The following is a 17953-nucleotide window of genomic DNA, read 5'->3' on the forward strand; positions in this document are numbered from 1 at the left end:
ATGTTGTAGCGGCGGTGTTGTTGTGGAGCTGCGTCCCTCTATTAATCAAGCAAGTGGCGCCGCCGTTTGATGTCAGGTGGGTGGCGCTGCTGCGGCTCGTGATGGGCGCGGCTTTCCTGGTGGTCGCGGAGGGGCTGATCGCGGATAGGGCCTCTGCGACCGGCGCGCGAATTCGATGGCGCGGCCGGGAGCGCGTTTGGCTGGCCTTGGGCGGGGCCGGCATCGGCGGGAACTACCTTCTCTACACCCTCGGCGTTGCGCGCACTACTGCCACGGCGGCGAACCTCATCGTACAGGTCGAAGTCATCGGTCTCGCCCTGTGGGGCATACTCATCCTCAAGGAGCCGGTCACCCGCGCCAAAGGCCTCGGGATGGCCCTGTGCTTCAGCGGAGTATCTCTGGTGGCGTGGAACGGTGAAAGCCTCGCCGGTCTCGCGCAATCCCGGTATCTTGCGGGCAACCTGATAATAGCCGCAGGCGGCTTGAGCTGGTCCATCTACGGGCTCAGCCAGAAGGTGCTGCTGCGGTCGGGCGGCGTGGCCGAGACGGTGATTCCGATACTCGTCATCGGAGCCGGCATCGCGGCGATCGCAGCGGCTTTCGCACCGCCGTTAAGCCGGCCGCCGACGGCGCTGGAACTGGCTTACCTCGGGGCGCTCGGCTTCGCCTGCACGGGAATGGGCTATCTGCTCATGGTGCGCGGGCTGCGCGTCATGGAGGCCAGCTCTGTGGCGCTGGTGAGCGCCTTGATGCCCGTGTTCACCATGATCGAAGCGCATCTGCTGCTGGGCGAGGAACTGACGGGCTTCATTCTCGGCGGCGCCGCGCTCGTCGTCGGCGGAATCGCGCTGATGGTGGTGACCGGCGCGGGCGGGCGCCTCAAGCCTCGACGGGTGCCCTCTGAAGACGCGCCAGCGTAACCGGCCGCCGCCGCCGCGTGATGGCCTGCGCGGCTGATGCCGCAGCAGCGAAGTAGCGCCCTAGAATCCCGCCCAGGGAGGACGTCCGTCTGCGCCGTCAGCGGGCGCCGACCGTTGCTCCGCCTCCGACGCCGCCTCGACGCGGAACTGCATGTCGTACAACTGCGCGTACACCGGGCTGGTGGCTAGCAGCGTCTGGTGATCCGCCTGCGCGACGACGCGGCCGTCTTCGAGGACGACGATGCGGTCGGCGTTCTTGATCGTCGAGAGCCGATGGGCGACGATGAACGTGGTGCGCCCGCGCATCAGCCGCTCGAGTGCCTGGTGGATCAGGTACTCCGACTCCGCGTCCACCGACGATGTCGCCTCGTCGAGGATGAGAATGCGCGGGTCGGCGAGCACCGCGCGCGCGATGGCGATGCGCTGCTTCTGCCCGCCGGACAGCTTGATGCCGCGCTCGCCAACCTGGGTCTCATAGCCGTCGGGGAGTTCCATGATGAACTCGTGCGCGTTGGCGACCTTGGCGGCCTCCTCGATTTCGTGGTCGGTGGCGTTGAGATTGCCGTAGGCGAGATTCTCTCGCACGGTGCCGCTGAAGAGGAATGTCTCCTGCAGTACCATGGCGATGCGTGAGCGGAGCGAATCCAGCGCGGCAGTGCGGATGTCGCGGCCGTCAATCCGGATCGCGCCGCTCTCCGGGTCGTAGAAGCGCGGCAGCAAGTTGATGATGCTGGTCTTGCCCGCTCCGCTGCGCCCGACCAGCGCAATGCGCTCGCCTGGGTTGACGTGCAGGTTGATGCCCTGCAGCACCTGCTCACCGGTGGCGTAGCGGAAGTACACGTCGTCGAACGCCACCTCCCCGCGGAGGTCCTCAAAGGCCACCGCGTCCGGCGCGTCGCGCACCTCGGTCTGCGCGTCGAAGATCTCGAAGATGCGGTCGGCCCCCGCACTGGCGCGGAGAATGACATCGTAGACCCGGAAGAGTTCCCCGACGGGTCGGTAGAACATGTCGACGTAGAGCAGCGCGGCGGCGACGGTGCCGAAGGGGAACCTGTCCTGGATGAAGAGCCAGCCGCCCACGGTAATCACACCCACCATGCCGAGGCTGACCAGATACTCGATCTTCGGGAAGAAGCTGCTCCACAGCCGGATGCCGCGAACGTTCATGTCGTAATACTCGGTGCTCTCGCGGTCAAAGCGCTCCTGCTCAAACCCCTCGCGGGTGAAGGCCTTGATGACGCGAATGCCCGAGAGGTTATCCTGCAGACGCGCGTTGATGTCACCCAGGCGGTCGCGGATCGAGCGGTAGATGGGTCGAATGCGGAGGCTGAAGCGGTAGATGCTTACCAGCAGAATCGGGACCGGCGCGAGAATGACCAGGCCCAACTCCCATGACAGATAGCCGAAGACGATGGCCGCGGCGCCGACGAGGGTCAGGATCTGGACGATGACCGTATCCGTGCCGTGGACGACCAGATCCTCCAGCACGTTGACGTCGTTGCTGACGCGGCTCATGATTTCGCCGGTCTGCCGCGCATCGTAGTAGGTCAGCGAGAGGCGCTGCAGATGGTCGTAGAGGCGGCGGCGGATATCGAGCACGAAGCGCTGCCCAAGTACGTGCATGACGTACGTGCGGCGCGCCACAAACAAGGCGTGCACGCCGAACACGAGCACGAACGCGATCGCCATCGGCAGCAGCAGCGCGGGCTTGTGCGCCAGCAGCACATCATCAATCGTGCGCTTGATCAGCAGCGGCGGCAGGAGACCGGTGCCCGCGACACCGATCATCAACAGGGTGCCGATGGCGACGGTACGCGTGTGCGGCCGCAATATGGGGAGCAGTCGGCGCAGGGAACCCATGCGGGCGCCATCCTCCCTCGTCCGTATAGTATCCGCGTGAGCGAGGTAGTGTCAATTCGCGAAGCGGCAGGCAGATGCCCACGCGACTTGGCTGTTACCGGTCCTGGGTCATCGCCCTGACACGTGCTGTCCGCCATGCGGGCAGCAGTTCGACGAGGGCGGCGGTGATTCTCCGCGCGGCCTCCTCGACCGCCTGGCGCCTCAGCGGGCCGCCGCCGTGCAGGTCGTCGAACCTGAGCGGGCGCGCGATCCTGACGCGGATCCTTGCCGGGCGGATGATGGGAGAGTGCCGGGGCAGGGCACGGTCGGTGCCATCCACTCCGATGGGCAATACCGGCACGCCCGTGCGCAGCGCGAGCATGGCGATCCCCAGTTCCGACGGCATCAGTCTCCCGTCAGGGCTGCGCGTGCCCTCCGGGAAGACCATGACCCCTTCCCCGGCCCGCAGCAGTTGCTCTGCGCGCCGCAGCGCGGCTCGGTCCGCTACACCGCGGTTGACCGGGAACGAGCCGTACTGACCAATGAGCCAGCCCAAGAAAGGGATCTCGAACAACTCGACCTTGGCCATGAAGAATATCTGGCGGTGCAGGGCCGAGCCGGCCACCGGCGGATCGAGGTAGCTGATGTGGTTCGGTGCGACGATGAACCCACCCCGCCGCGGGACATTCCTGCGTCCGGTCACCTGCCAGCGGCAGAACACGAACAGCAGCGCTCGGATTGCGCGCACGCAGACGAAATAGAGAAAACGGCGGGCAAGGCCCTTGTCCCCGGGACCGCGCTCAGTGCTGCGGCGATCTACGCCAGGGCGTGAATCTCGCGCGCCAGTTGCTGCAGTTGCTGTGATCCTTCCACTCCTTCCGCCCACGCCGGCGGAATGCCCGGCAGACCGAGGTAGGCTCCGCTCAACGCCCCGGTCACAGCGGCAATCGTATCACAATCGCCCCCGCCGTTGACGGCCAGCAGAACCGATTCCGCGAAGTCATCGGGCGTAGAGACAAAGCAGTAAACTGCCGCCGGGACCGCTTCGACGGCGAGGCCGGAGCAACCCAACTCGTTCATCGCCAACCTCGGCGGGAGGTCGAGCACATCAGGAATGCCTCGGATCGCGGTGGTCATTCGGCGGTCGTGTTCTTCGGCGGCTGCGGCGGCATGATCCAGGAACGCAGCGACGTCGAGCGGCCCCTGTGCGAAGAGCAGGTGAGCGACCGCCGCGGCGATGGTCACGGCACCTGCGACCGCGCGCGCGTCGCGGTGGGTCATCAGGCTGGATGCCACGACGTCCTCGACGAGTCCCCCCGGGCTGCGGCAGTCCAGGAGGCCGATCACGACCGCCCTCGGGACGGGGCCGCAGCCTGCCGACTGTGATCCCGCGTCGCGCCATGCTGCGCCGCGCAGGAGCCGTTCGCACGCCTCCGCGGTGCCAGCGCCCGGTCGGCGCGGATCGCCTCCCGCCCACCACTCGCTCAGTGCTTGCGCAGCTGCATCGGCGTCAAACCGTCCGACCCTGACGATGGACTCCCCGATGGCGATGGCCATCTGCGTGTCGTCGGTGTACTGGCCCGCGCGTAAGTCGGGCGCGGGCAAGAAATCGGCGATCCTGCCCCAGCGCGCGTGGATCTCGTGCCGCGTCAGTCCCTCAGCAGGCATGCCCAGCGCGTCGCCTATCGCGAGGCCGACGAGGCACCCCACAAGACGCCCTGCATCCGGTTTGTCCGGCGTCCGATTCGACATCGTGCTTCGCCGCAAGGGTTCACCGAGCGCCGCAGGTTTCCCTGCCCGCAGGTCGCGTGTCGGGGCCGGTGCGAGCTGCGTCTCCGCGTTCTTTCGCATTACACCCGGTCCGTTGCGTGCCGCGATACGAACAGACTCGCCTTGACCCTACAAAGCCGCCCCGCTATAATCAGGCGACGTAGCGCCGGAGCCCCGGGGCCTTCTGGGCTGCTGGAGACTGGAGGAATCCGATGAGCCAAACGACACAGGTGCTGCTCGGAATCTACCTCGTGATGTATATCGTGCTCGCCCTAGCGCTCCTTATTGCAGTCCTCTACGTGATATTCAAGGTCAAGTCGCTGATCCGCCAGATCAACGACCGCGTGAATCCCGTCATCAAGCAGGTCGAAGACGCCGTATCGAAGGTCACCGGGGCGGCGCACACAGTGGCGGATCGCGCGGAGCATATCGCGGAGACCGCGCAAACCACTGCGGATCACGTGGCCAGGCGCGTCGAGTCGACATCCGAGGTCATACGGGATACCGTGGTGCAGCCCGCCATCGGCGTCAACTCTGTGCTCACCGGAATGCGCCGGGCCGCGGAGGCCCTGCGCGATCGCTGGATGCGGCGCGCGGGCGCCGGCGGCAAGACCTCAGACGAGGGCTGAGCGCCGTTGGCCTCGCATCCAAAGGGGATGATCCTGGCTGCGGGCGGCGGCACGCGCCTGTATCCCCTAACCTTTGCCACCGCCAAGCCGATGGTGCCCGTGCTCAACCGCCCGGTCATGGCGCACATCGTCGCCCTCCTGCGGCGCCACGGCGTCACCCACCTCATCGCCAACCTGCACCACCACGGCGAGCAGATCGCATCCTACTTCGGCGACGGTTCCCAGTTCGGCGTCTCCCTGGAGTACTCCCGCGAAGAGCAGATCCTCGGCACGGCCGGCGGCGCCAGGAACGTCGCAAGCTTTTTCGGCGGCGAGTCGTTTCTCGTGATCGGGGGCGATGACCTGGCGGACTTCGACCTCACGTCGATGACGGCATTTCATCGGGAGCGGAGTGCTCTGGCAACCATAGCCGTGTCCCAGGTGGATCCGGGGCGAGTCAGCCAGTTCGGCATCGTCGTCACCGAGGACGATGGGCGGATTAAGTCGTTCGAGGAGAAGCCCCAGGCCAACGAAGCGAAGAGCCGCCTCGCCAATACCGGCGTCTACATCCTGGAACCGGAGGTGCTGGATCTCGTTCCGGCAGGCGAGTTCTTTGACTTCGGCAAGCAAGTGTTTCCGCTGCTGCTCGAGCGCGGCGCCCCGTTCTTCGCGTGGGTCGCGGCGGGGTACTGGAAGGACATCGGCAACCCGCAGGAATACCTCGAAGCAAACGTTGATTCTCTCGATGGGCGGGCGGGCATTACCGCCGAAGGCGAGGAGATCGCACCCGGTGTATGGCGTGATGGTGCGGCGGAGATCGTCTCCGGCGCAGTCGAGGGTCCGGCGGTCCTCGGGGCGGGATGCCGGGTGGAAAGCGCCGGGCACGTGCGTCGGCCGGTCATTGGGGCTGGGGCGCGCATCCCCGGCCGAGCGCGGCTGGACGAATGTGTCGTGTGGGACGGGGTGGACGTCCCCGAAATGGCTGCCCGCAGGGCGATATTCGCCCCCGGGTGCGTGGTATGGGCATAAGGCGCTGAGGAGGCCCGACGCGCAGCCCCTGTAATGGCCTCCTGCCGCTAGGCCGGCGGCAGCGCGATCTAATGCACTACCGACGGCGGATGGGGCGGTTCGGGGATGACGCCGAAGTTCTTCTCGTAGTTGCGGACGTTCTCCTCCAGCGCGCGCACGAATGACTTCGCTACGGCCGGATGGAGCACAACGCGGGTGAGGGGCTCGGACTTATTCGGATCCGGCTGCTCGGGCGTGCTGCGCTTGAAGTCGAGCAAGAACTCCAACGGGCCGTGGGTTATCCGCGCGAAATTGGCGTAGACAACGGGGAAATCCTCGGTCGGCTCTTCATCGGGCACTGTCACTGCTCTCCCCGGAGGCGCTTTTCTCTGCGCGCTCCTCCAGTTCAGCTTCGGCCTCCTGTGCCATGCGGCGCAGGTCGGCCCTGATCGCGGCCTCAGCGAGGGGAACGAGCGACCCCAGGAAGCCGCGTGCGGGCGCATCGAGGACGATCGGCTGCGGCTCCCCGTCCTCATCAGGAGCGAGATAGACCGAGAGGTCGCCCAGATGTCCCAAGGACAGGGGGAAATCCAGCGGGTTCTCCTCGTGCCTCATCCCTCACACCCTCCATTCCGGAAAACGCTCGCCTCACCGCTAGAATTCTAGCATTTGGCTCCCCGGTTGGCAAGGGGAGAGGAGGGCGAAAGCAAACACCCATTTGCATCAGTGGGCTCGACACGCGCCGGATGAGCACGGCCTACGCGGCTCCACGGAAATGCTCGACTACCCGCGTCAGTCCGTCGTCCATCGGAACCTGGGCCGACCAGCCGAGGCAGCGCTCCGCCAGGCGGCAGTCCAGGTAGATCTCCCGCACCTCGCCGGGCCGTTCCGGGGCATGCCGCGCGGCGTGCTGGAAGCCGGTGAGCGCGGCCATCAAGGCGTAGAGGTCGTTGACGGACGTCGGCCGCCCGGTGCCGATATTCACCGGTCCGGGAGGGTCAGCCTCCGTGGCGAGTATGTTTGCTCGCACCACATCGCCGACATAGACGAAGTCGCGCGTCTGCTCCCCGTTGCCGAATATCGTCGGGGCATCCCCACGCAGCATGGCATTGGCAAAGATGGCGATCACCCCCGCTTCGCCGTGGGGATCCTGGCGCGGCCCATACACGTTGGCGTAGCGCAGGATCGAGCATTTCGGCCCACCCTGCTGTTGGAAGATACGCAGGAACTGCTCGGCGGCGAACTTGTCGAGCCCGTACGGCGCGAGGGGCTTGACCGGATGGCTCTCGTCCGCAGGCAGGTATTCCGGCTCGCCGTATATCGCGCCGCCCGTGGACGAGAATATGACCCGCTCCACGCCATGGGCTGCGCAGCGTTCCAGGACGCGAACCGTGCCGACGACATTCACTTCGATATCATGCGCCGGGTCGGCCACCGATCGGCGCACGTCAATCTGGGCCGCGTGATGATTTACGACCTGCGGCTGGTGCGCCGCGAATACCTCTTCGAGGCACGGGTCGAGAATGCTCAGCTGGTGAAAAGCCGCTGCCGGGTTGACGTTCTGGCGCGCGCCGGATGACAGGTCGTCCACGACCGCGACCTCGTGGCCGGCCTCGACATACGCGTCCACGACATGCGACCCGATGAACCCGGCGCCGCCGGTGACCAGAATCCTCACGCGCCGCGCTCCATTTCGCGCATGACGAGCACGGAAGCGCCGACGATGCCCGCGTCATCGCCCAGTTCCGCGGGTACGATGCGCGCCGAACTCGCGGGTACCATCATGGCGCGTGCCGCAACCACCCGGCGGGCGGGCGCGAGGAGCACCTCTCCGGCCTGCGCGATGCCGCCGCCGACGACCAGCACCTCGGGGTTGTAGAGCGTGATCAGGTTGGTCAGGCCGACGCCGACGTAGTGCCCCGTCTCCGCCATCACTTCCACGCACAGGCCGTCGCCCTCGCTCGCGCATTCCACGATAAGGGCCGGGGTGACGCGCGAGATGTCGTACTCAATACGCTCGCCGAGCAGGCTCTCGCGGCCGGTTTGCAGTTTGACGATGGCGCGGTCAATGATGGCGTCGCGACCGGCGAGCGCTTCCCAGCAGCCGTGGTTGCCGCAGCCGCATTTCGGCCCGTTGACCTCAATCACCATGTGTCCGACTTCGGCGAAGCCCTCGGTCGAACCCAGGCGCAGTTCGCCGTCGCTGACGACGCCGCCCCCAATGCCGGTTCCGAGGGTGATCATGACCATGTGCCGGGCGCCCTTGCCGGCGCCGAAACGGTACTCGCCGAGGGTGGCCGTCTTAACGTCGTTGAGCATGAAGGTGGCGACGCCGAGCGCGGCCTGAACGGGTTCCGTCACCGCGACGTCGCGGCAGTCCGCGAAGTTTGGTGAGAAGTGGCAGATCCCCTGCGGCGAATCGTGGAGACCGGGCACCCCCATGCCGATGCCGCACAGATCCTGAGCCGTGATGCCGTGCTCTGCCATCGCCTCGCGCAATGCCTCGACAACCTGCTCGAGCGTCTTCGGCATGCCCTGATCGGCGAGCGCGGGGCGGCGCGCGTCACACAGGATGTGCGCTTGCTTGTCGAGGATTCCGGCGCGCACGTTGGTGCCGCCGATGTCTACGCCGGCGACGTACTGCGCCTTCGGGTTCGGCTTGAGCTGAGCCATGGGAGCGCCTCCGTCGAAGAAAGCCAGCGGCCGCTTCCGCTGGGAATGGCTGTTCGACAAAGACGCGGCCGTTCCCTGCGAGTCGCGGGGGCGGTGTGCAGCGGACCGGCCGCCGACCGCCGCCCCTGCGCACTATTAGTGGTTTAGGCCACCGTTCTGCGGTTACACAGCCGCGCCTCGCCGTCAATTGACACTCCCCCGAGTGTTGTCTATAATGTTCGTGGCGGAGGGAACGGGCTCGGCGCCCATCGGCGTGCGCCCTCCGCCGTTTGCCATGATAGTCCTTGAAGAACTGTGCCCTGATATCGCGTCGGATCTCGAGTGCGTGGCGGCCGAGGTGGCTGCGATCGCGGCCGGCGACCAGATACCGGTAGCCGAGGCCGCCCGCCACCTGGCCGCGACCCCTGGCAAGCGACTTCGGCCAGGGCTGCTGCTGCTCGCCGCGCGGGCGTGCGGTTACGCCGGGCCGGCGTGCATACTCCCGGCGGCTGTGATCGAAGTCCTGCACGGGGTATCGCTGGTTCATGACGATGTGATTGACGAAGCCGACACGCGTCGTGGAATGGCCTCCACGCGCGCGGTGTGGGGCAACAAGATGGCGGTGCTGCTGGGCGATCACCTGCTCGCGGGCGCCTTCAAGCGGTTGACGGAGAGCGGCGAGCGCCTGGTCATGATGGAGATCGCCGACACCGCGCGGGAAATGTGCCGCGGCCAAATCCGGGAGACGATGTTGGCCGGCCTGGATCTGACCGAGGCGCAGTACCTCGACATCGTGTCGGAGAAGACCGCTTCGCTCTTCGCGGCGAGTTGCCGCCTCGGAGCCGCCGCCGCCGAGGCGGGTGAGCGTGAACGGCAGACGCTTGATTCCTTCGGCAGGCGCTTCGGCATTGCCTACCAGATCGCGGATGACGTATCCGACCTCACCGGGGTGCCGGAGGCCATGGGCAAGCCGGTGGCGCGGGACCTGGCGCAGGGCCAGATCACGCTCCCCATCATCCACGCGCTGCGCGACGGCTCGCCCGCTTCGCGTGACGAACTGAGGGCCATCCTCAACGGCCAGGTGGGCGCAGGTGTGGATCTGGCGCGCATACGCGAGGTCATCGCTGAGGCCGGGGGCTTCGAATACGCGACGGGCCGCATTCGGCGCTTCGCCGACGAGGCGGCAGACCAGCTCGTCGAGCTGGCGGAGTCGCCGGCGCGCGAGTGTCTTCTCGCCCTCACCCGCGACGCACTCGCAGCACCCATCACTACCCGGAACTGACCCTCGTGAATACCGGCCGTCGGCCTGACTCCATGCTCAGTCCAGGCGCGTCCGCGCTTTGCGTGCTGGCGATCCCACTACTCTGTCTGCTCTTGACCCCCGCGGCTGCGGATCCGTACGTGGCATTGGCGGAGGCACGCGCGGCCGCCGCGCGCGGTGACCGGGAAGCCGCCATCACTCACCTGGAGCAGGCCGTCGCCGAAGACGACGGTCTCGCGCTTGCCCATCGCTGGCTGAGCAGGTTATACGCCGAGAAGGGACTGCACGAGAAGGCGCTCGACAGCGTCGCCGCGGCATGGCTCCTCGACCCGGATCCCCGCGACGGCGAGCACATGCAACGCCTCCTGGAGGAACGCTTCCCTCGGTCCATGGCTCGGCGCACCGCCAAGGCCATCCCTTTCACGAAGGCCCGAATCGCTCTCGAACTCGTCGAGCGCGGTTGCGGCGCAGCCGCCCACCTCCGCGAGGCGCTCTACTTCCCAGGCGATGATCGCGATGCTCCTGCGACGGATCCCCAGTTCGGCTGGCGCTTCGACCGAGCGTGTTACGGCTATGTGCTCGATCCCGAGGTCGGCCGGTGGAGTCTGACGTTTGTCGTGCACTACAGCTCCGCCGCAGGCGCGACGCGCCGGGAGACGGCGGGCCATTGCACGGCGCTGCTGCTGCGGGCCGCGTGCGCGCGCGAGGAGCACCTCGGGCCGGTCGGACCGCCTGGCAGACCGCTCGACGTGTGGCTCGCGGAGCTGGGCCGGGCCGGTGCGGAGACCTCGGGCGGCAGCATCTACCTGCTCGACGCGGCCCGCGAGCGGCATCCGGGCGAGTGGGTGCGCCAGGTGATCCACGAATGCGGCCACGCGGCGCTGCCCGGCGTGAATCATTTCGACGAGCCCGAACCATGGGCGAACGGGAGGCTCGGCGAGCATCTCTTCTCCCGCTGGCTCACGGACCGCAGGGCAAGTGCGCCGGAGCATCCGTGGCTCTCCGCCGCCGACTTCGCGCCGCTCATCGCGGACGCCGAGCGGTGCATGCACCTCTTTCTGCAAACCGGCCCGGGATCGTCCTTGCTCGATGATGCTTCGGCGAGGGGGATGGACTACTACCTCGGCTATGCGAGCTACCTCGAGCGAGCGTTCGGCGGGCGGCTTCTCGCGAGTGCGATGCGCCTGACGGCCGGCAACGCGAGCCGCGATTTCGCGGCAGGCGTGGAAGAGGCGCTGCGCCGGGCATCCTCGACTGGTATCGAGTTGCGGGCCGTCCAGCGACCGACTGAGGGCGATGTCGCCCACTGGGTCTATCTCCCCGCGGGCGCGTGGCGCGCGGTTTGTAAGGGATGCGGTGCGGCGACTGCGTTCAACGGGCATCTGCTGGGCGGCGAGGATGGTGACGTCGGCCGGCTGGACGGGGGTTGGCACTCAGTGGTTCTGCCCCCCGGCGCGGTCGTCACATTCCGCCCCGCCGCGGCAGAGCAGCGTTAGGCGCCCGAACACCGCTGGGCGAACCCGCGCCGCAGTCAGTGGCCAAGCAGAATCCGTGACTCCTCCAGCAGGTCGAAGCACACGTAAGCCCGCCCCGCGTGCCACGCCCAGGTCCGATCGCGCAGCCCGGTCAGAGATGCGACAGGCCGGAGCCTGTGACCGTTCGCCGACACGCGCGCGGGCCTGCGCGCGACGGGGACGCTTACCGTGAAGCGGGGGCACGCGAACGGCGATCGGATGAGGATGCCATCAGTTGTCAGGCGTGCGCGGGCCGTCTTGGCGGCGGCGAAGTACCGCGCCATTTCGCTGCACTTCAGCCAGATAATGCGCGGGCCGAGTATCTTTCGCGTCCGCCTCAGGACGCGGCCGAGGACGGTTAGACCGGCCTCCGTGCCGTTAGAGTACAGCGACTGCCAGTGGGTGAGCACGGCGAGGAAGCTGCCGCTGTCTACGAGATCCACCAGTCGGCCCTGGCCCTGCGTGGTCAGATAGAGGTCGGTTCTCCGGCGCAGATACGGCTCGTCATCGCGCATGGTGTCCTGCGTGTCCCACAAGTGATCGGAGCAGCCCACGACGACGTGCACGACACCCTCGCCGGATGCACGGCGCATCACCATCAACCGCGGCAGGACTCGCCGGCGACTACTGCTCGCCAGGAAATACCATGTGAGTGAGCGGCCGTTCACCTGCTGCTGCGCCCGCAGCGCCGCCTCCGCGTAAGCCGGTTCCACCTCACTGCCGAAACTCCACGGCGACGTGAAGCCGTTCGGATCGAGACTCGCGCGCTCCAGGATAGCGGCGCCGTGCGCCAGATAGCGGGTCAGGGACTCCACGCCCTGATGCCGCGACCACGCGTTCTCGTTCTCCGGCAGCCGCCGACCCGTGTCGAGGTCCAGGGCGTGTCCGTGCGTCACCATTTCCGGCGTGATGTCGAAGTCGGCGCTCAAGCGCGAGCGCACGGTGCGGATGAAACGCATGCAGTCCCGTCTGGGGCAGTCGCGGAATCCCCGGTCGATCTCGCCGAGCCCGAACGGATTCGGAACCACGGAGAACTTGCCCCTCGCGCCGCCGTCTTTCACGACATCGCAGAAGCGGTCGAGGAAGTCCAGCGGGATGGTGCGCGCGAGTGGCTGCCCCGCGCTGTTGTGGGGGCGCTGGTGGCCGTCGAAGAACTTGCGGTGGTAGTACAGCGGATTCAAGCCCGGCATCGGGTCGTCCACCAGCAGCGCCATGGGCGCGCGGAGCATGGGCAACTCCACTCGCACCCCCGGCGGCATGCTTGCGATGTGCGGCGGCAGGTCGTCCGCAGTTCTCACGAGCCGTGATCCTCCCTCTCCGTTCGCTCTCGCGCGCGCCGCAGCAGAAGCTTGCGCATCGTTAACACGGTGTGCAACCCGTCCGCAATGCCGGCGGCATCGGCGCGCTCCAGCGGCCGCCCACTGTACTCCGCCGCGAGGTACGTGCCGATGACGCCGCGGATGACCTGGGCCTGCGCGCCGAGCGTCTGCGCCAGGCCGGCGGCGTACTCGCTCGCCGTGGCGCCGGGCGGCTTGGGCAACCCCCAGGCGGCAAGCCATCCGCACATGCGATCGTAACTGCGACGCACGTATTGCCGAAGCTGCTCGGCATCCGATGTGCGAGGCAGCGGGAGCGGCTTGTCGCGGCGCAAATAGCGCACCCCCAGAATGACGAGCACCAGAGAAGCCACGATCCCCGGCAGCTTCCACCACCATCCCGGCGTCGCGACCAACGCACGCAGCGGCGCAAGCGCCGCGCGCCTGACCCGCTGCAACGCCTGGCTCATAGCCTTCTGTGCCCGCTCGAGCAGCGACGGTTGCCGGCCCGGCGCCGGGCTCGGATCCAGCTCGAGCCAGCCGTAGCCGTCTATGAACACCTCGACCCAACTGTGAGCGTGCTTTTCGCGCACGACGTACCAGCCGGTTTCCTCGTCATCTTCGTCGCTGCTGAACCCGGCAACCACGCGCGATGGGATGCCGTTGAGCCGGGCGAGGACCGCCGAGGCGCTCGCGAAGTAATCGCAGTACGCGCCGTCCATCTCGTGCAGGAAGTAGTCCACATAGTCGCCTACCTCCGCCGGCGGAAGCTCGACGCGCTCACGATAGACGAAGTTGCTCTCGAGATAGGCACGCAAGGCGATCGCGCGGTCGCGGTCGTCGCGCTCGGCGGCGGTGATCTTACGCGCCAGGCGCCGCGTACGCGCTGGGATCTCGGGCAACGCCAGGTAGCGTTTGCGCTCTTCGTCGGCCATAGTCACGCCCGGCCGGTATACAGCGGCGCCAGGTGCCGTCTTGCGCTGCGAGACGACAGTGTACACGGTGCTCGAGCGGAACGGCGCTGCGTTGGTCAGCACTGATGAATCGCTGACGCGCGGGTGGAAGAACGGACCGGAGAGGGAGCGCGGCTCGTAGGCAGCGACGACGACGCCTTGCATCGGGACTGCGAGATGGAAGACTTGCCTCAAGTCGCTGCTCGGCACGCCGGCCGCGATGCCCATATCTCTGGTTGGCACGGACCACGAATCGCCCTGCCGCTCGAGCAGAACTCGGTACGGTGTGCTCTCGGTGCGCCAGCCGCGGCCGGTATAAACGTCGAGAGTCTCCGCGCGCCACAGTGCGCTTTCCGTGGAGTCGACCCGGAACACGATGTTGTTGCGTAGCGACAGCCCGTCGCTCAACACCATTTGATTCGACCAGCGGGGCACGACCCACGAGGGCGCGGCGATCTGAAGTATCTGCCGCGTGATGATGTACGGGAGGTAGTTGCTGTAGCGCATCATCAGGGCGCGCGGCAGGTTGATCCAGCCGAAGACGATCGCGGCGACGAAGGTGGCCGGGACGAGCACGAGCCACATCGTCGAGATGCCGCCGGCGAGGAGTGATCGGCGGCGCGGCGGCGCGAGCAGGCGTGCGTCGCCGCGCTGGCCGAGTGACTCCTGGTGGTTGAAGGCAAGCAGATAGAGCGCGCCGAGGAAGAACAACAGCAGGGAGATGATGATGCCGGCGCCGCGTACGATGATGGACGATAGCAGTAGCGTGCTCACCGCGGGGACGACCGTGAGGGTCAAGTCGCGGTCGGTCAGCAGCGAAAAGCTGCGGAACATCGCGACCGTGATGAACATCTGGATGACCAGTGCGACGGCAACTCGGTCATCGATGAACAACGCAATACTCACGAGGTCCCCACCGGACGGCAACTGGATGCTCCTGAGCATGCTGAAGATGAAGACGAGGCTGACGCCGACGATCATGATGTTGAGGATGCGTCGGTTGGCGTTCGCGGCCCGCAGGTACATACTCGCGGGCGTGCCGATCGCCACGAGCACCAGGGCGACGTAGGGGAAGAACGATAACAGGTAGATCGGCCAGGCAGACAGGATCGCCGCGACGGTCACGAGCGCCGCAGCGCCGTACGGCAGCCACTGTTCGGTCCAGTATGCTTCCTGGCGTGCGCTTGCTAAAGCCATAGTCCAGCGGCTCCCAGAGCGGATGCGATGTCATCGCCGCGCCGCACCGGGCACACCGCGTCGGCGACACCGAACGCGGCGGACAAGAGACTTCCGTACGCCTCCTCGGCGGGCGGGTCCGGCTCGTCCACAAAGCTGTGGGCGGCGATGAGCACCGCGGTGACGTGAGCGCCGGCGCCCCGCAGCATGAGCAGCGGGTAGCTCAACTGCGAATCGGCCGAGGGTGTGATGACGAAGACGGTAGAGGCAGCCGGGATTTCCGACAGCCGCGCGCCGAGGGCGGAGGCGAAGTCCGTATTGCCGTCGCCTCTCGCCACCGCGAGGTGCTCCAGCGCCTTGTTGAGCTGATGTTCCCCGCGGTCCATGGGCAGCAGGAACCGCTCCGCGCCGGTCGAGATCAGGCTCAGGGAATTGCCCGAGGCCACGACGTGCTGAGCGAGCGAGGCGGCGATGGCAACTGCGTACTCCAACGTCGCCTGCGCGCCGGCACCGCGATGCGCCGCATCGTGGAGGTCGAGGACGATCGTCGCCGCGGTGGAAAGCCGCTGCTCGTACTCCTTAATGGCGAGGCGCCCGGTGCGGGCAGTGGACTTCCAGTGTACTCGACGCAGGTCATCGCCGTACTGGTACGGGCGAATGCCGTAGAATTCCTGAGTCGCTCCCGCCAGGGGCGCGGTGCGAAGCTCACTCAGTCTGTACGACGAGAGGCCCTGAAGATACATATTGGGCAGCGGGAGCGGCCGCGGATAGACGATCACATCGGCTGATTGGCCGGCCTGCGATTTGCGGACGAAGAGTCCCGTGGGATCCGACCCTTCGAGTACCAGCGGCCCCAGACGATAGTGACCGCGCAGAGGGAACTGAAGTGCGCGCTTGAGGACGCCCTCGGCGGTGCCCGGCTCCGCCTGGAAGACGTACTCCGACTCCTCGGTCGTGTCTCGCGTGATGCTGCGCACCGGGTCCCTGATGAGGATAGCCTGGGATGACCCCGGGGGATGATGCACGCGCAGCGTCATCTCGAGCGGGTCGCCTTGGAACATCCGGTTGCCGGCCAGGTGTCGCGCAACGGAGATACGGCGCAGCGACCGGCGGGCGTACACGTAGGCGGCCCCGAGCAAGCAGACGGTCGCCCACCACAGGACGTACGCGGGGAAGGTGTCGTTGACGAGCGCGACGACGTAGAAGGCCGCCGAAATCAAGACGAGCATCTTCGCGTTTCGCGTCCACATCGGGGCAGCTCCGCCGCGCGGCTCGCCGTAGGACTGGCGAGCCAGTGCGATGGCGAAGTTCGCCGGCTGCGCGCCTGCCTCACTGTGCCGGCGTGACGCCGCAGTACGGGTCGCCCGCCTGGGATGGAGCGAACGATCCCGGCGCGTCCTGAGCAACCGCCCGCGCGCGCAGGCGGCGCGGTCGCACGAACGTCAGTCTCAGTCCTGAGGGGATGCCCCCGCCGCGCCTCCCTGCCGTATGCGCTGCTCGTACAACTCGGGCAGATGCAGTCGCACCTGCTCTTTTAGCTCATCGTCCGAGATCCCGGTCAGGCGGCCGTGAACGGTATACTGGTCCATCACCCACCGCGCGATCTTGAGCACGTCGCGCTTGCGGACCTGCCCATCGCCCTCGAGACCGAGGAAGTCGTTGACCCAGTGGGTGATGCCATCCACGCCGCTCTTGTCGGTGATGGCCACGCGGGGTGGTTGGCCGAGCAGCACGCGCGTGTCGAAGATGTTGTAGATGCGCTCGTCGCGCCGCAGGCCCTCGGCATGAATGCCCGCCATGGTGCGGTTGAAGTTGCTGCCGACGAAGGGCTGTCCCGCAGGGATTTGTGCGCCGACATGCTCGTCGAAGTAGCGGGCAATCTCGGTCAGCACGCTGAGGTCCGCCCCGTTGAGCGTGCCCTTGAGGCCCGCATACTCGACCAGGGCGCCTTCGAGCGGTGGATTGCCGGTGCGCTCGCCGAAGCCGAGCAGCGTCGTGTTGACGGCGTCGCACCCGTAGAGCCAGCAGGTAACGCCGTTGATGTGCGCCTTGTGGAAGTCGTTATGGCCGTGCCATTCCAGGCGGTCGGAGGGGATCCCACCCTCGTTGACAATGGTATGAACCAGCTTGGGGATGCTGCGCGGCAGGGCCGCCCCTGGGAAAGTGACGCCGTAGCCCAGGGTGTCACACAGCCTGACCTTGGGCTTCAGATGATCGGGCGCCTGCTCTCCCAACTCCGCCAGCTTCTGCACAAACGGCAGCACGAAGCCTTCGATATCTGCGCGCGTGACGTCCTCGAGGTGGCAGCGCGGGCGCACACCGGTCGCCAGCGCTCCCTCGACAACGCGGATGTATTGGTCGAACGCTTCGCGCCGCGTCATCTTCTGCTTGTGGAAGATGTGGTAGTCGCTCGCCGAAGTCAGCATGCCGGTCTCGTCAAGACCCATGTCTTTGACCAGCCTGAAGTCGCCCTCGTCCGCGCGAATCCATCCCGTGATGCGAGGATACTCATGCCCCAACTCGCGGCACAGGTCAACCGCCTGCCGGTCCTTGGGGGTGTAGAGGAAGAACTCGCTCAGCCGAATGACTCCGTTGGGCCCGCTGAGCCTAACGAGCAGGCTGTAAATGTCCCGGATCTGCTCCAGCGAATACGGCGGGCGTGCCTGCTGACCGTCGCGGAACGTAGTATCGGTGATGAACAGGTCGCGCCTCACCGCCTCCCGCGGGTCGAACTCCACGACCCGGCCGTTGATTTCCTCGCGTATTCGCCCGTCAAAGGTGATCAGCGGAACCCTGTCGTACGGGAACACGTCTTCGAGCAGGTTAGGTTGACCCACCTCCTGAACTTCGCGCCGTTCGGTCATCAACGAACCTCCTGTGTGATACTCGGAGTATATAACATCCCTGGGTAATAAGGCAACTCCGCCGTGACACAA

Annotated in this window: 16 protein-coding genes; 5 read left to right on the forward strand and 11 right to left on the reverse strand. The window is 66.8% G+C overall.

Annotated elements, in window-relative coordinates; all coding sequences use genetic code 11:
- The first annotated feature begins 20 nt into the window (after positions 1-20).
- Entirely contained in the window at positions 21-920 is a 900-nt protein-coding gene (locus JSV65_10515) for a DMT family transporter (protein ID UCH33024.1), read from the forward strand.
- 60 nt (positions 921-980) lie between these two features.
- Here the strand turns inward: JSV65_10515 and JSV65_10520 are convergent, their stop codons facing one another.
- From JSV65_10520 to JSV65_10530, 3 genes are all read right to left on the reverse strand, one after another.
- Positions 981-2780 carry an ABC transporter ATP-binding protein gene (locus JSV65_10520; protein UCH33025.1) on the reverse strand — a complete coding sequence of 600 codons (1800 nt, stop codon included), beginning with the start codon at positions 2778-2780 and terminating at the stop codon, positions 981-983.
- A gap of 94 nt (positions 2781-2874) precedes the next feature.
- A complete protein-coding gene (locus tag JSV65_10525; GenBank protein UCH33026.1) occupies positions 2875-3507 on the reverse strand; it encodes a 1-acyl-sn-glycerol-3-phosphate acyltransferase in 633 nt (210 codons plus the stop codon).
- A 68-nt stretch (positions 3508-3575) separates the two neighbouring features.
- Positions 3576-4511, reverse strand: coding sequence for an ADP-ribosylglycohydrolase family protein (locus tag JSV65_10530; protein UCH33027.1), 936 nt, complete (start codon positions 4509-4511; stop codon positions 3576-3578).
- 230 nt (positions 4512-4741) lie between these two features.
- Between JSV65_10530 and JSV65_10535 the strand changes: the two genes are divergently transcribed.
- Both JSV65_10535 and JSV65_10540 read left to right on the forward strand, forming a co-directional pair.
- Positions 4742-5158, forward strand: coding sequence for a hypothetical protein (locus tag JSV65_10535; protein UCH33028.1), 417 nt, complete (start codon positions 4742-4744; stop codon positions 5156-5158).
- Between the two features lie 6 nt (positions 5159-5164).
- Positions 5165-6166 (forward strand): NDP-sugar synthase, encoded by a 1002-nt coding sequence (locus JSV65_10540; protein ID UCH33029.1) that lies wholly within the window; start codon positions 5165-5167, stop codon positions 6164-6166.
- A 68-nt stretch (positions 6167-6234) separates the two neighbouring features.
- On the opposite strand, the gene JSV65_10545 is transcribed toward JSV65_10540, so the two are convergent.
- From JSV65_10545 to JSV65_10560, 4 genes are all read right to left on the reverse strand, one after another.
- The gene (locus JSV65_10545; protein UCH33030.1) at positions 6235-6504 is read right to left on the reverse strand and encodes a DUF3467 domain-containing protein; all 270 of its coding nucleotides are present in this window, start codon (positions 6502-6504) and stop codon (positions 6235-6237) included.
- Positions 6494-6760 (reverse strand): hypothetical protein, encoded by a 267-nt coding sequence (locus tag JSV65_10550; GenBank protein UCH33031.1) that lies wholly within the window; start codon positions 6758-6760, stop codon positions 6494-6496. The genes JSV65_10545 and JSV65_10550 overlap by 11 nt, the downstream gene beginning before the upstream one ends.
- A gap of 142 nt (positions 6761-6902) precedes the next feature.
- Entirely contained in the window at positions 6903-7823 is a 921-nt protein-coding gene (locus JSV65_10555; GenBank protein UCH33032.1) for an NAD-dependent epimerase/dehydratase family protein, read from the reverse strand.
- Positions 7820-8818, reverse strand: coding sequence for an ROK family protein (locus JSV65_10560; GenBank protein ID UCH33033.1), 999 nt, complete (start codon positions 8816-8818; stop codon positions 7820-7822). Before JSV65_10560 ends, JSV65_10555 begins: the two co-directional genes overlap by 4 nt.
- 214 nt (positions 8819-9032) lie before the next feature.
- Here JSV65_10560 and JSV65_10565 point away from each other — a divergent pair, with 214 nt between their 5' ends.
- Together JSV65_10565 and JSV65_10570 are read left to right on the forward strand one after the other, a co-directional pair.
- Positions 9033-10079 (forward strand): polyprenyl synthetase family protein, encoded by a 1047-nt coding sequence (locus JSV65_10565; protein ID UCH33034.1) that lies wholly within the window; start codon positions 9033-9035, stop codon positions 10077-10079.
- Positions 10080-10204: 125 nt separating this feature from the next.
- Positions 10205-11554 carry a tetratricopeptide repeat protein gene (locus JSV65_10570; GenBank protein ID UCH33035.1) on the forward strand — a complete coding sequence of 450 codons (1350 nt, stop codon included), beginning with the start codon at positions 10205-10207 and terminating at the stop codon, positions 11552-11554.
- Positions 11555-11589: 35 nt separating this feature from the next.
- On the opposite strand, the gene JSV65_10575 is transcribed toward JSV65_10570, so the two are convergent.
- The 4 genes from JSV65_10575 to JSV65_10590 form a co-directional block, all read right to left on the reverse strand.
- On the reverse strand, positions 11590-12870 hold the full coding sequence (locus JSV65_10575; GenBank protein UCH33036.1) for a hypothetical protein: 1281 nt from the start codon (positions 12868-12870) through the stop codon (positions 11590-11592).
- Entirely contained in the window at positions 12867-15038 is a 2172-nt protein-coding gene (locus JSV65_10580) for a DUF4129 domain-containing protein (protein UCH33037.1), read from the reverse strand. Before JSV65_10580 ends, JSV65_10575 begins: the two co-directional genes overlap by 4 nt.
- Complete coding sequence (locus tag JSV65_10585) at positions 15029-16267, reverse strand: DUF58 domain-containing protein (GenBank protein ID UCH33038.1); 1239 nt, start codon at positions 16265-16267, stop codon at positions 15029-15031. The genes JSV65_10580 and JSV65_10585 overlap by 10 nt, the downstream gene beginning before the upstream one ends.
- A gap of 198 nt (positions 16268-16465) precedes the next feature.
- Positions 16466-17881 (reverse strand): 2-isopropylmalate synthase, encoded by a 1416-nt coding sequence (locus JSV65_10590; GenBank protein ID UCH33039.1) that lies wholly within the window; start codon positions 17879-17881, stop codon positions 16466-16468.
- Positions 17882-17953: the final 72 nt, after the last annotated feature.

The organism is Armatimonadota bacterium (genome assembly GCA_020354555.1).
In the GTDB taxonomy this organism is placed as follows: domain Bacteria; phylum Armatimonadota; class Hebobacteria.